The organism is Flavobacterium sp. J27 (assembly GCF_004303025.1).
GTDB lineage: Bacteria > Bacteroidota > Bacteroidia > Flavobacteriales > Flavobacteriaceae > Flavobacterium.
Window position 1 is genome coordinate 19,751 of sequence record NZ_PJQW01000020.1, and the last position, 14,587, is coordinate 34,337.

Consider the following 14,587-nt stretch of genomic DNA (forward strand, 5'->3'; position numbering starts at 1 on the left):
CTATTTGTAGATAAGACTAAAGATAATTAAAAAGGTTTAATCCATTGGTCATAAATCTTTTTAATAGTACTTTTGTGCAAAATTTTTAGAAATGATTCAAACGGTTATTTTTGATATGGATGGTGTTATAGTGGACACAGAACCAGTACACCATTATGCGTACCACCAACATTTTAAAGAGTTACAAATTTCTGTATCAGACGAAATTTATGCCAGTTTTACTGGGAATTCCACTCGAAATGTGTTTCAAAAATTAAAAGATTTGTTTCAATTGGAACAAGAAGTGGAAGACTTAATCTTACGAAAAAGATACCTTTTCAATGATGCTTTTGATTCCAAACCCGATTTATACTTAATTGACGGGGTTGAAGATTTGATAAAAGACTTGCATGCGAATGGTTTTCAATTAATTGTAGCTTCATCAGCTTCCAAAAGTACCATCAATCGTGTTTTCAATCGCTTTAACTTACATGCCTATTTTAGTCATATTGTTTCTGGTGAAGATTTTCCAAAATCGAAACCACATCCAGCTATTTTTGAACATGCTGCGGGTTTATCCATTCATCCTAAAGAAAGTTGTATAGTAATTGAAGACAGTACCAATGGAGTACAAGCCTCACATGCAGCGGGTATTTATTGTATTGGATATACGAGTGTTAATTCTAAAAACCAAGATTTGTCTTTGGCTAATCAAATAATTACTGATTTTAGTGAAATTAATGCTGAAACTATTAAGAAATTAGGTTAATCCAACGCTTTTTTATATGCTTTTAAGCATCTTTCTCGTGCTTCTTTATGATCTACGATAGGTTCTGGATAGTTTGAAGTATCTAATTCTGGAATCCATTTTTTAATGTATTTCAAGTCTTTGTCAAATTTCTTAATTTGTTCGGTAGGATTAAAAATTCGAAAATAGGGAGCAGCATCTACACCTGAACCAGCAGCCCATTGCCAATTTCCCACATTACTTGCTTGCTCATAATCTAATAATTTTTGAGCAAAGTAGGTTTCACCCCAACGCCAATCGATCAAAAGATGTTTGCATAGAAAACTTGCGACTATCATACGCACTCTATTGTGCATATGACCAGTAGCGTTTAATTCGCGCATACCAGCATCGACAAAAGGATAACCCGTTTTTCCCTCACACCATTTTTGGAATTGTTTCTCGTCATTTCTCCATTCAATGGCATCATATTTGGGTTTAAAACTTTCGGTTGTAGTTTTTGGGAAATGCCATAAAATCTGCATGAAAAACTCTCTCCATATGAGCTCTTTTAAAAAGGTTTCATTCTTTACTGATTGCGCTTTTTGCACCATTTCTCTAATCGATAAGGTACCAAATCGTAAATGGATACCTAATAATGAAGTACCATGAATAGCAGGAAAATTTCTAGTTTCTTCATAATTATTCATTAATTTTTCCGAAACATTGTAGTCAGGAAGTTTACTTTTTGTTGGTTTAAAACCAATGTCTTCCAAACTTAAAAAAGGATAATTATGCTTTACAATTTGATCTAATTTATCTTCCGATTTATACTGTGTAAGTTTTGTATTATGTAATTTTTCTTTCCATTTTTTAGAATAGGGCGTATACACTACATAAGGTGTGCCATCGTCTTTAACCACTTCATCTTTTTCAAAAATGACTTGATCTTTTGAAGTTTTGAAAGTAATGTCATGTTCTTTAAATAATTGGTATACTTCCTTATCTCTTTTGCGCGCATAGGGTTCGTAATCGTGATTGGTATAAACGGTTTTAATTTTATTTTCTTCAATTAATTTTTCAAATACAGTCTTTGGATTGTTAAAAAAAACAGCTAAAGATGTTCCTTTTCCTTTTAGTTGTGTATTAATAAATTCTAGTTGATTATGTATAAAAGTAACTCTAGCATCTTCTTTTTCTAATTGATTTAAGATATTTGGATCAAAAATAAAAATAGGCAATACTCCTTTATTGTTGCTTAATGCATGGTATAAACCCACATTATCATGTAAACGTAAATCTCTTCTAAACCAAAAAATTGTCATTTTGTGTTAATTTATTTGATATTTTATTAATTGTAAGTTATTTTTTAAATACTAGATTCTTTGTATTCACCAAAAAGTTCAATTAGTTTCTTTCTTCTAAATTCAAAAATTTCATCTAATTTCGGTTTAACTAGTATGGGATGAATAATTTGACCAAGTATACCAAAGGGAATTTTATAATCTACAACATCTTCCATTTCAACTCCTCCAGGAATTTCTTTTAGAAAGTGTTTATGATGCCAAAGTGAATAAGGACCAAAACGTTGTTCATCTACAAAATAAGTTTTGTCTTGAACATGCGTAATTTCGGTTACCCATTTAGTAGGTATTCCTAAAACTGGTTTCACAATATATTGAATAATTTGTCCAGGAAACATTGGTCTATCTGCACCAGAAACAATATCAAATCCCATATAAACAGGTGTTATTTTTTTTAAATTTGTAGGACACGATAGGAAATGCCAAGCTTCATCTATAGAAATGGGTAAGATTTGTTTAGAGTGTAAAGTGTAGATTTTCATAATTTATTTTGTTTAACAAATATACAAAAATATTAAACAAAAATATTTTAATTTTAGGAATAGCTTAACATATTCATCCTCTATTTTTAGTAATTTCGTAAAACTTATATTTTTAAACAAATTAATTAAAATAAAAAATGAAAAAGTTATTTTTTACTGGACTGTTAGCTTTTGCAATGCTTTCTGCTCAAGCACAAGTGAAGACACCACAAGCTAGTCCGGCAGCAAAAGTAGAGCAGGTTGTAGGTTTAGCTGATATTCAAATTGATTATTCTAGGCCAGGAGCAAAAGGAAGAACGGTTTATGGAGATTTGGTTCCTTATGGAAAAAACTGGAGAACAGGTGCAAATGAAAATACTACTATTTCTATTGATCAGAATATAAAAGTAACAGGTAAAGAATTAAAGAAAGGAAAATATGCACTATACACTACACCAAAGGCTGATAGTTGGGATGTTATTTTTTATTCTTCTACAGATAATTGGGGATTACCTGAAAATTGGGATGAAAGTAAGGTAGCATTACGAGTAACCGTAAAACCTGAAACATTAATGCGTTCTGTAGAATCTTTTACCATTTCTATTAATAATATAACTAACGATGCAGCTACTTTAGATTTAGCATGGGAAAGAACCTATGTATCTGTACCATTTACTGTTCCTACGAATGACGTGGCTATGGCCAGCATTGAAAAAACTTTAGCAGGTCCTTCTTATGCAGATTATTTTGCAGCAGCACAATATTTTTATCAATCCAATAATGATATGAATAAAGCATTAACATGGGTAAACAAAGCAATTGAATTAGCTCCTAGTGATAGAGAAACGCCGTTTTGGTATTTACGTTTAAAATCGTTAATTCAAGCAAAAACTGGTGATAAAAAAGGTGCAATCGCTACTGCTAAAGCATCATTAGAAGGAGCTAAAAAAGCAGGCAATGCAGATTATGAGAAAATGAATAAGGACAGTATTGCAGAATGGTCTAAATAAAATAATTCTTTTATTACTAATAAAAAAGCCGTTATTATAACGGCTTTTTATTTTTAAATCTCTCACAATTAACTAGTAAATCTAGTTTACTTTTATTATTTTAAATACTGGCTAAATTTTCTCTTTTATTAGACAATTTATGTATTTCTGAAATACCTCTAGATGATAAGGTAGCATCTTTTTCCGTAACAATAATTTCATAAGAAACTTTCTTGAAATTATTTTCAATATTTAAAATATATTTTCCAGCTGGAAATTGTTTCAAATTATAGGTTTTTTTAATTCCTTTTTCTCCAGTTGCGTTTTCTGCATAAATTTGTTGCCCTTCATTATCATAAATTGTAATGGTTGCTTCTTGTATACTGTTTATAGAAAAAGTAATTTGTTTCCCATTTTTGTTTTTTACAAAAAGTAAAAAATCTAGATCATTTGCTTGCACTTTAATGGTAGATAGAACTACTACTAATACTAAACTTAATTTTAAAATACGTTTCATAATGGTAATTTTTAAATTAATACTTGTTTGTTTGTTTGTTTCTGAAGCAAATCTAGTATAGGTATCAAGTAATTACTACAAGATAATTTTCTAATATATATGCTATATTGTCTTTTACGAAAACGTTTTAGATATTTTTAGGTAATATAGTATATATTAATCTGTTAATTTTAGTGCTTTTTTATTGTGAATGCTGTAAAAATTTGATAGATTTTTTATTAGTGCTTTATTTTAGGGTTATTTCGAATCATTTTACCCATTTTTATATAAAAAAGCAGATAAACAGTAAAAGGATTCATTTTATAGTATTTTGGAGATTGTTTTGATAGATTTTTTAAGGTACTATTTTGATTATTACGAAAACGATTTAGGTTAAAATTGATAATTTAATATAGAAAATACTTAATTTTAATCTTGTAATTGTATTAAAATGAAACATTTTGCACCCTCTTTTGAAGTCATAGTTCCCTCATTTGGAAGTTCTTTTACGTATGCATCATATACAGAAAACACGAATAATAAATCAGATATATGGCACTATCATCCTGAAATTGAATTAGTATATATACAAGGAGGTACAGGTAAAAGACAAATAGGTAGTCATATTTCCTATTATTCAGATGGTGATTTAATTTTAATAGGTAGTAATTTACCTCATTGTGGTTTTACCAATGATCAAACTGGAAACAAAGTGGAAACTGTCATACAAATGAGACCTGATTTTTTAGGAGAATCATTTTTTGACATCGTTGAAATGAAAAAAATTAATAAACTACTTCAAGAAGCAAGAGTAGGAATTGCTTTTACTAACGAGACTAAAAAAAGAGTAGGGGAACAGATTGAACAAATGAAATCGAAAGCAGCATTCGAAAAGTTATTACTTTTTTTAAAAATTCTAAACGATTTAGCACATTCTAAGGATGGAGTTTACTTAAATGCAGATGGATTTTCTTTGGTAACCCAAGTTCAGGATAACGATAAGATTAATATCGTGTTTAATTTTGTAAAAGATCGTTTTCAAGAACCTATTGCTCTTGAAGAAGTAGCCACCTTAGTAAGCATGACCGTGCCCTCATTTTGTCGTTTCTTTAAAAAAATTACCAATAAAACATTTACCACTTTTGTAAATGAATATCGATTAGTACACGCTTGTAAATTATTATCTGAAAAACCAATAAGTATAACTACTATTTGTTTTGAAAGTGGCTTTAATAATTTTAGTCACTTTAATAAGCTTTTTAAAGATTATACTGGTAAAAGTGCATCTCAATATCGAAATGAATTAAAAAATGTAATGAAATAATCAAATTACAATTCCATATGATAAATTGTTTTTCTTATTAAATTATAATTTATACTGTTTTGTTCTTTTTATTAAAAAATGCTTGTAACATTAACGAAAGCACTAAAGTGAGAACAACACCAATGAAATTTAACCACAAGTAGCTCAATTTATCGTCTTCTGGTTGTTTGTGAATGTAGAAATAGTAAATTATAAAGATTATTAATTGACTTAAACAGGCTCCTATAAAAATCGCATTTCCTTTGATATACTTAATATAAAAACCAACTAAAAAGATACCAAGAACGGTTCCGTAAAATATAGATCCTATTATGTTGACCAATTGAATTAAGTTTTCAAATAAAGAACTAATACAAGCAAATCCAATAGCAATGATTCCCCAAAATAGAGTAAAATATTGGGTAGCAGTTACATAGTGTTTGTCTGGTTTATCACTTACATTTCTTTTATAAATATCTATAGCTGTTGTGGCAGCTAAAGAATTTAAACCAGAAGCGCTTGAAGACATAGCAGCGCTAAAAATAACAGCTAATAATAATCCTAGTAATCCTTTCGGTAAATAATGTAAAATGAAATATAAAAAAACATAATCTTTATCATTAGTTTCAGAACTAGAATCTACTTTTTTAATAATTTCCTTTGCGTCTTCTCTTAGTTCTTTTTCTTTTAATGATAAAGAAACCATTTGTTTCCTTAATGCAGGATTATCATAATCATTATGTTGTAATTGTTCTACATATATTTTATTTACTACTTTTTTTTCTTCATTGACCACTTGTAACTTTTCTTCTATTTTTTCATAATCAGATTTATAAGTGGATGCTTTTACTTTATTTACATTATTTGGATTAAAGTGTAGGGGTGCATCATTAAATTGAAAAAATACAAAAACAAGCACACCTGTAAGAAGTATAAAAAATTGCATTGGTACTTTTAAAACACCATTCATAATAAGCCCCATTTGGCTTTCTTTCACCGACTTACCTGATAAATAACGTCCTACTTGAGATTGATCGGTTCCAAAATAAGAAAGCATTAGGAAAAAACCACCTGTAATACCACTCCAAAAGGTATATCTGGTTTTAGGATTGTAAGAAAAATCTACAATATTCATTTTCCCATTGGCACCAGCCACATGGAGTATATTTCCAAAATCAATTTCTTCTGGAAGATAGTTTAAAATGAGGAAGAATGTAATAAACATACCTGAAATTATAACAAACATTTGTTGCTTTTGTGTAATATTTACTGCTTTTGTTCCTCCAGTTACAGTATAAACAATTACCAAAACCCCTATTATAACATTTAAGAAGGTTAAATTCCAACCTAGTAATGCAGATAAAATGATAGATGGAGCATAAATTGTAATACCTGTTCCTAAACCTCTTTGAATTAAAAATAAAACGGCGGCTAATGTTCTGGTTCTAATATCAAAACGTTGTTCTAAATATTCATATGCTGTGTAGACTTTTAATTTATGGTAAATAGGAATGAAAGTATACGCAATAACTATCATAGCAATGGGTAATCCAAAATAAAATTGGACAAAACCCATTCCATCATGATACGCTTGACCTGGAGTAGAAAGAAAGGTAATAGCACTTGCTTGTGTAGCCATTACAGAAAGTCCAACGGTAAACCAAGGCGTTTCATTATTATCTAATAGATAATCTTTAACATTTGCACTTCCTTTTGTTTTTAATGCACCATAAATTACAATAAACAATAACGTACATGATAATACAATCCAATCTAAACTTTCCATATAATTATGCGTAGATTTCCATTATTAAAACGAAAATTAAAATATATAATGCATTCAAAATGAGTACATAATTATAACTTCTTTTCCATTTATTTTTTTCTATTTCCATAAATTCTATTTATCTAATGAAATTAAGTTTACTAAAAGGCGATATGCACCAGAAACTCCTTCAGGTAATTCTCTAAAGAAACTTAAACCTGTATAAATATAATTTCCTTTTCCATATTTTGCAACTAATAAAGCGCCTTGTTTTTGTTCTTCTCCATCATCTGCTGCGGATAAAATGGGTGTAAAAGCAGTATCCCATTTATCTGGATAATACAATCCTTGTTCTTGTACCCAATTGTCAAAATCTTTGGTTGTAATTTTGTTAGGTACATTTAAAACAGGGTTTTTGGGATCTAAAAAGGTAACTTGAGCTTTCTCATTGGTTACTCTATCTCTAGAAATTGATAAATCAAACGGAGCTACTTCTTTGGTAAGTAAACCGCTAGTGGTGTTATATTGTACAATTAAATTACCACCATTGGCAACAAATTTAAATAATTCCTTTTGTTTAAATTTTAAATCTTCTATAGTATTAAAAGCTCTAATTCCTAGTATTATTGCATCAAATTTAGCTAGATTTTCTGCTTGCAATTCGGTTGGATTAATATACGTAATGTTATAACCAATATTTTCCAAATATTTTCCTACTTCATCACCAGCACCAACTAAGTAGCCAATGTTTTTTCCTTTTGTTTCAATGTCTAATTTTACTAATTTACCTTCAGACGATTCTAATATAGTTTGTTTTGGAATATGATCGTATTTAATTTCAACACTTTCAAATTGATGTTTTTCAGTAGCTGTTTCAATTGCTATTGTAAAATCAGCATTACTTTCTTCTTTTGGAGGATATACTTTAAAACTAATTATTTTTTCATCATTTTTTGTGTCGATAGTAAAAGGAATAGCCTTAGGTTCAATTTTCCAATTTGAAGGTGCAATTAATTTCGCAATTCCGGCACTATTTTCTTTGTGTGCTTTTAGCTTTACAGTAATTTCTTTAGGCTGATTGGTATTAAAAATAGAAACTTTAGTTGCAATTTCTGAGGTTACTTCTGGTAATATCGTAAAAGGAATGTATGTTTCTCCTTTTTTACGATCATTCATTTTATAGACTAAGTTTTTTACAAAATCTATGGTAATACCTTCCACTTCAACAGTAAAAATTATAGGGAATTGTAATTTTTCTTCAGGGTAAATACGTATAGCTTTATTGCTTACCTGATACATCCCTACGGTTGGTTTTTCTTTCAACCAAAATAGATTAGAATACTCTATAGAATTAGGAATGACAACGTTTTTTTCTTCAAAATTTACTTTTTCATTATTTGCCAGTAAAACGCTATTACTATTTTTAGCTTGATTGAATAGGGTATAGCTCAATAATTTTATGTTAGCATTACTTCTATTAATAGCTTCAATACTAATGTTGATTTTTTCATTTTTGGTAGCCGTTTCAACAGAAGTGATAGCTTCTAAATATAATCCACTTGAAGCTTCTATTATCTTTAAAATTTGGTTCGATTTATCTGTTTTCCAATATGAATCTTCTAGTTTTTGAATTAATTGATATGCTTTTATTAGTTGAGGAATATGTGAAGCAGGGTTATTAAAATTGAAATTTTCTTCAATAGGGGTTAAAATTTTTCCAATAGCTTCACCACCTTTAATACGTTTCCAAGTTGTGTCAATTCCTTCAAAAATATTATTATTGCTAGGTAAATCACCTTTTAGTAATTCTAAATATTCTTTTTCATTTCCTCTAGAACCTGTTGAACCAAAACCTTGACATTGATGCTGACTTCTACTTAAAGCAGCAATTTCATGATTGCTTTTCCCTTTTAATGGATAAAATACATTGGCATTAAAACTAATTAAATTAGATTTATCTGCTTTTTCAAAGGCTTCTTCACTGCCATAAAACCACCATGAAGTATTAAAAAAAACTCTCTTTGGCTTTTTAGATAATTTATCATAAGCTTCTAAACTTAACATTGCAGAGGCAGTATGATGTCCATGCGTTGTTCCTGGAGTTCTGTGATTGAAGCGATTAATAATAATATCTGGATGAAAGGTTTCCATAACTTGTATCACATCTTCTAAAACTTCTTTTTTATTCCAAATGGAGAAGGTTTCATTCGGTTCTTTGGAGTATCCAAAATCATTGGCACGAGTAAAAAATTGATTTCCTCCATCTATACTTCTAGCAGCTAATAATTCTTGCGTTCGAATTGCGCCTAATTTTTCTCTTAATTCAGGACCAATAAGATTTTGACCACCATCACCACGAGTTAATGAAAGATAAGCCGTTTCTGCATGATAATGATTGGCAAAGTAAGTTATTAAACGTGTATTTTCATCATCTGGATGTGCTGCAACATATAACACTTTACCTAAAAAATTTAATTTTTGTATTTCTTCAAAAATCTCATCCGAGTTTAATTTTTTTGGTGCTTGCGCTTGAATTATAAAGGAAACTAATAAAAGTAAAAGAGTAAATTTTCGTGCCATTGGGTTTAATTTTTTTCTCTCAAATTAAAATTGAGCCTAAAATTAAAAAAGGAAGACCGAAATTCTTCCTTTTTAACATTAATTTATAAGATAGGCTTAGTCTGTAAACTCTTTATCTTCGAAAGTATGTTTAATTATAAGTATCCCTTTTTGCATTAATAAATTGTTTGGATACGTTATTCTTTCTTCATTATGGGTTTTTAGCATAATATAAAAGGCTTTGATATCTTCAATTTCTCCTTCTAATGGGAAATCCTTATCTAATATTTTTATTTTATCACCAATTTTAAAAGGATAAGAAAAGAAAAGAATAATTCCTGCTGTAATATTACTAAGTATAGACCATTGCGCAAATGAAGCCACACCAACCACAGCAAAAATAGACGATATGAACAAGAAAATTTGTTCTCTTTTTACACCCCAAATAATAATAATGGAAAAAATAGTTAATAAAGCCAATAGGATATTGATATATTTTATAACTAATTTGGTACGGTGTTCCAATGATTCATTGATGCGAGCTACTTTTTTAACAATTTCAGTAGCACCGATTCTGAAGATGAAATACACACAAATAACTATAAAAGTGAGGATTTCTTCATGAAGATACGGGTTTTCAATCCATTTTAACATATTCTAATAGTTTTGAATATACTTTTTCTACTGGTAATCCTACCACATTTGTATAAGATCCTTCAATTTTTGATATTCCAATTAAACCAATCCATTCTTGTATTCCATATGATCCTGCTTTATCAAAGGGTTTATAGTTATCTAAATAATAAATAATTTCTGCTTCTGATAATGGCTTGAAAGTTACTTTGGTTACTTCGTGAAATGTTTCTATGGTTTGGATAGTTTTAAATGATACAGAAGTAATTACGTCGTGCGTTTTACCAGACATTGATTGTAACATTTGAAATGCATCGCTATAATTTTTTGGTTTTCCTAATGCTTTGTTTTCATGCCAAACGATGGTATCGCTGGTAATTACGATTTCATTTGGTTTTAAATCATTAAAAGCTGCAGCTTTTAATTCGGCTAAATAATTTGTTATTTCTTCTGCTTTTAAGGTATTTGGATATACTTCTTCAATTTCATTTAACTGGATTATAAATGGAACATCCATTTCCTTTAGAAATTGTTGTCTTCTTGGTGAACCAGAAGCTAAAATAATTTGGTATATATTAAATTTATCCTTGAGCATTTTTGACAACATAAGTAATTATAGCAATTGATAAAATTCCAAAAAACAATACTAATTTTAAGACCTGACTAATATGCTTAAATTCTTGCTTTGTTTTTGCTCCCCATAATTTAATCATAATGTAGATTAATGGACCAATTATTAATAATAAAGCATATATTAAAACAAGGTTATACTCTAATAAATTTTTAGTAATATAATATAGTAGAATAGTAATTGGAATTACTGTTATTATACTAACTAGTTTTGCAGTAGTTTTTTTACCTAAAAGTATTGGTAGTGTTTGTACACCAGATGCATAATCACCATCCATATCTTCAATGTCCTTGACAATTTCTCTAATCCAATTGATGATAAATGCAAAAACAGCATAATCAAACAAAATGCTAAACGCTTTTTTCATTTGAACAAAATTACCTTCATATGTAGCTGGATATAAGTCAAATACTCCAATAATTAGAATGCTAAACGATACTATAAGAGCAACAATAATATTACTAATACCTACAATCTTTTTAAGAAATGTAGAATAAACATACAATAAAGCGGCAATGAAAATAAAAATGGTAAAGAGCCCTTTTTTACCTACAGCATTTGATAAATAAAAACCAATTCCTACTCCTAAAAGATTTAGGATTACATATAAATTATAAGCAATGTTTTCTGATATTGTTTTTCCGACAATTCGGTTATTAGGTTTGGTAATCTCATCATTATCTTGGTCTAAAATATTATTAATAATATACCCAGCAGCAGCAATACAAAGTGTAGAAAGTACAAGTAATGCAAATTGAATATGCGTTAAAGCTAAATAATCATGGGTATCTGTATAGCTATTGTAAGTTGCAGCTTTTAAATAAGTATAACGAAAAAGGACCTGCATAAAAGCAAGTAATAGTAAATTTTGAAAACGGATAAGTTTTAAATATTTCATTTAAAATTTAAAATTAAGTAAAAAATAAAAAAGAATTGAGTTGAAAGTTTTTGAAACTAATCATATTTGGCGTCAAAATGTTCCATCCATTTATGTTGCACTTTCATTACTTGTTCTATCACATCTCGTACACAGCCTTTTCCTCCCTCTTTGTGAGAAATGTATTTTGACAATGATTTTATTTCTGGTGCTGCATTTTGAGGACAAGTGGGTAAACCCACTAATTTCATCACATGATAATCAGGGATATCGTCGCCCATGTATAGAACTTGCTCTGGTTGAATATTATAAATATCGATAAATTCTTTAAATGTTTCTACTTTATCTGAAACGCCTAAATGGATATCTGTAATGCCTAAATTTCTCAAACGAACTCGAACACCCTCATTACTTCCACCTGAAATAATACATACGGTGTACCCATTTTCTACTGCTGCTTTCATTGCATAACCATCGCGAATATTCATATTACGAAGCATTTCTCCGGTTTGGGTAACTTGAATTGTTCCGTCTGTTAAAACACCATCAACATCTAAGATGAAGGTGGTAATGTTATTCATTAATTCTTTATAGCTCTTTTGAGACATGTTGTATAGATTGAGTTAAGAGTTGGTAAATATCTTGATAATTTGAGTCTTTTAAAAATTGAATATGCTTTTCAATAGTTTTTGTATCGTTTCGTATGGCTGGTCCAGTTTGAGCTTCTTTTGGAGATAAAACGGTAATCTTTTGCGCTACTTCATGAATCAAAGGCTGTAAAATTTCAAATGGAACTTGATTCTTTTGGCAAATATCATTTCCGATAGTATACATATGATTCACAAAATTACTCACAAAAACTGCTGCGACATGTACTACTTTTCTTTGCTCTGAAGAAATAGGATACACTTGATTAGAAAGGGTTTTCGCAATTATTTCTAATGTGTTATAATCTGTTCTGTTTTCAGCTTCCAAACAAATAGGAACAGAAGAGAACTCAATGCTTTTATTTTTTGAAAACGTTTGCAAAGGGTAAAAAACACCTTTTCTATTTTTATCATTTAAAACAGCTAATTCTGATGTGCCAGATGTATGTACGACTAATTTGTCTTCAAACAACAGTTGATTGGAAACTTCAGCAATGGCATTATCAGAAACTGAAATTATATATACATCTGCTTCTTTAATAGCTTGATAATTAGAAGTAATTTTATCTTCAGAAAGTAATGATGTTATTGTATTTTTGGTACGAGCAAACACTTGAATTAATTCAATATCTTTTGCTTTCAGAAGAACTTTTACTAGGTGTTGTGCTACATTACCACTACCAATAACGATTACTTTTAACATGGGGCTAATTTAGTTATTTTTTACAGAATGACATGATTTGAAATTATAATCTTATGGAATTGTTATTTTATAATTTAAGTTATGGTAACCTTATTTTTTTCAGCTACTTTTGCTATCCTAAAAAATTATTTATGAAGAAAATCTACTTGTTATTAATTATTTGTTTTAGTTATAAACTATCTGCTCAAATTATAAATTTTCCTGATGCTAATTTTAAAGCAAGCTTATTGAGTGCTAATGCAAGTAATTCTATTGCTTCAAATGAAATCCCTAGTATTAATGACACAGTTCAAACTTGGAATGCAATTGATACAAATGGAGACGGTGAAATACAAATTAGCGAAGCCCAAAATGTTAGGTGGTTGAATCTGTCTTATCTTCAAAATCCATTAAGCGATCTTACTGGTATAGAGTATTTTACAAACTTGATGTACATAAATATAACTTACTATAATCAATTTGTTAACATTGATTTTAGTCAGAATACTAGTTTAGTTACAATTATTTGTCAAAGTAATTATCAATTAGTAAATATAAATTTAAGTGGTTTAGTAAATTTAAAAAGAATTTATTTAAGTTATACTGGTTTAACAAGTTTAGATTTAAGTTCAAATACAGCAATTGAAAAAATATATTGTACTAATAGTCAGTTGCAAAATTTGGAACTAGGTTACAAGCCAAATCTTACCTTTTTAGAATGTAATTCAAATCATCTGACTAATTTAGATGTCTCTAATGCTCCTAATCTTCAAACATTAAAATGTTCTATTAATCAAATAAGTGATATAAATTTAAATTCTAACACACATTTAGCTACACTTTGGTTAAATAATAATGCAATTTCAAATATTGATCTGACTGAAAATACAGATTTGGAAACCTTATGGATAAATAATAATCAATTAACGTCAATTAATATTAGCCAAAATGTGCTCTTGAATCATCTAAGAATCTATAATAATTTACTGTCAAGCTTAGATTGTGGAAATAATATAAACCTTAATTATTTATTATGTTATGATAATCAATTAATCTATATTATCTTAAAAAATGGAAATTCAGTTTGGGATCAATTAGATTTTTCAAACAACGATGCTTTGAGATATATATGTGTTGATATTGATGAATACAATTATGTTCAACAAAAAGTAAATAATTTAGCTAATTCTGCTTTATGCTCAGTAAATGATTATTGTACTTTCTCTCCTGGAGGACCTTTTTACGAAATTTTTGGAAATACTAAATACGATTCAAACAACAATGGTTGTGATATTAATGATATAAACTATTCAGATTTAAGATTTTCAATTACTGACGGGACAAATTTTGGACATTTAATTTCAGATCAATCGGGTAGCTATTTTATCCCTGTTCAAGGAGGTTCACATACAATTACGCCAATATTAGAAAACCCCGATTATTTCAATATCTCTCCAACTAGTTTTACAGTAGG

Annotated in this window: 14 protein-coding genes; 4 read left to right on the top strand and 10 right to left on the bottom strand. The window is 28.9% G+C overall.

From position 1 onward, the window contains the following. The first annotated feature begins 91 nt into the window (after window positions 1-91). Window positions 92-748, top strand: coding sequence for an HAD family phosphatase (locus CX675_RS18935; RefSeq protein ID WP_130736825.1), 657 nt, complete (start codon window positions 92-94; stop codon window positions 746-748). Here the strand turns inward: CX675_RS18935 and CX675_RS18940 are convergent. Both CX675_RS18940 and CX675_RS18945 read right to left on the bottom strand, forming a co-directional pair. Next, window positions 745-2,031: a deoxyribodipyrimidine photo-lyase gene (locus CX675_RS18940; protein WP_130736826.1), complete on the bottom strand. Its 1,287-nt coding sequence runs from the start codon at window positions 2,029-2,031 to the stop codon at window positions 745-747. The genes CX675_RS18935 and CX675_RS18940 overlap by 4 nt on opposite strands. Before the next feature lie 44 nt (window positions 2,032-2,075). Continuing rightward, window positions 2,076-2,552, bottom strand: coding sequence for an SRPBCC family protein (locus CX675_RS18945; protein ID WP_130736827.1), 477 nt, complete (start codon window positions 2,550-2,552; stop codon window positions 2,076-2,078). 137 nt (window positions 2,553-2,689) lie between these two features. Here CX675_RS18945 and CX675_RS18950 point away from each other — a divergent pair, with 137 nt between their 5' ends. Further along, on the top strand, window positions 2,690-3,541 hold the full coding sequence (locus tag CX675_RS18950; protein ID WP_130736828.1) for a DUF2911 domain-containing protein: 852 nt from the start codon (window positions 2,690-2,692) through the stop codon (window positions 3,539-3,541). Window positions 3,542-3,641: 100 nt separating this feature from the next. Here CX675_RS18950 and CX675_RS18955 read toward each other — a convergent pair whose 3' ends face one another. Continuing rightward, complete coding sequence (locus tag CX675_RS18955) at window positions 3,642-4,037, bottom strand: T9SS type A sorting domain-containing protein (protein ID WP_130736829.1); 396 nt, start codon at window positions 4,035-4,037, stop codon at window positions 3,642-3,644. A 430-nt stretch (window positions 4,038-4,467) separates the two neighbouring features. Between CX675_RS18955 and CX675_RS18960 the strand changes: the two genes are divergently transcribed. Continuing rightward, complete coding sequence (locus CX675_RS18960; protein ID WP_130736830.1) at window positions 4,468-5,340, top strand: AraC family transcriptional regulator; 873 nt, start codon at window positions 4,468-4,470, stop codon at window positions 5,338-5,340. Between the two features lie 49 nt (window positions 5,341-5,389). Here the strand turns inward: CX675_RS18960 and CX675_RS18965 are convergent, their stop codons facing one another. The 7 genes from CX675_RS18965 to CX675_RS18995 all read right to left on the bottom strand — a co-directional run bounded on the left by CX675_RS18965 (window position 5,390) and on the right by CX675_RS18995 (window position 13,134). Continuing rightward, window positions 5,390-7,105: a sodium:solute symporter gene (locus CX675_RS18965; protein WP_130736831.1), complete on the bottom strand. Its 1,716-nt coding sequence runs from the start codon at window positions 7,103-7,105 to the stop codon at window positions 5,390-5,392. A 114-nt stretch (window positions 7,106-7,219) separates the two neighbouring features. After that, a complete protein-coding gene (locus CX675_RS18970) occupies window positions 7,220-9,664 on the bottom strand; it encodes a PIG-L family deacetylase (RefSeq protein ID WP_130736832.1) in 2,445 nt (814 codons plus the stop codon). A 96-nt stretch (window positions 9,665-9,760) separates the two neighbouring features. Further along, window positions 9,761-10,297 (bottom strand): mechanosensitive ion channel domain-containing protein, encoded by a 537-nt coding sequence (locus CX675_RS18975; RefSeq protein ID WP_130736833.1) that lies wholly within the window; start codon window positions 10,295-10,297, stop codon window positions 9,761-9,763. Then, window positions 10,281-10,871 (bottom strand): Maf-like protein, encoded by a 591-nt coding sequence (locus CX675_RS18980; RefSeq protein ID WP_130736834.1) that lies wholly within the window; start codon window positions 10,869-10,871, stop codon window positions 10,281-10,283. The genes CX675_RS18975 and CX675_RS18980 overlap by 17 nt, the downstream gene beginning before the upstream one ends. After that, window positions 10,858-11,805, bottom strand: a complete 948-nt coding sequence (locus CX675_RS18985; protein ID WP_130736835.1) for a geranylgeranylglycerol-phosphate geranylgeranyltransferase — start codon at window positions 11,803-11,805, stop codon at window positions 10,858-10,860. The genes CX675_RS18980 and CX675_RS18985 overlap by 14 nt, the downstream gene beginning before the upstream one ends. Before the next feature lie 56 nt (window positions 11,806-11,861). Next, window positions 11,862-12,392 carry an HAD family hydrolase gene (locus tag CX675_RS18990; RefSeq protein WP_130736836.1) on the bottom strand — a complete coding sequence of 177 codons (531 nt, stop codon included), beginning with the start codon at window positions 12,390-12,392 and terminating at the stop codon, window positions 11,862-11,864. Beyond that, window positions 12,373-13,134, bottom strand: coding sequence for a Rossmann-like and DUF2520 domain-containing protein (locus CX675_RS18995; protein WP_130736837.1), 762 nt, complete (start codon window positions 13,132-13,134; stop codon window positions 12,373-12,375). Before CX675_RS18995 ends, CX675_RS18990 begins: the two co-directional genes overlap by 20 nt. A gap of 131 nt (window positions 13,135-13,265) precedes the next feature. Between CX675_RS18995 and CX675_RS19000 the strand changes: the two genes are divergently transcribed. Next, window positions 13,266-14,587 (top strand): leucine-rich repeat domain-containing protein (locus CX675_RS19000; protein ID WP_370277909.1); only part of this gene is annotated, 1,322 nt, incomplete at its 3' end.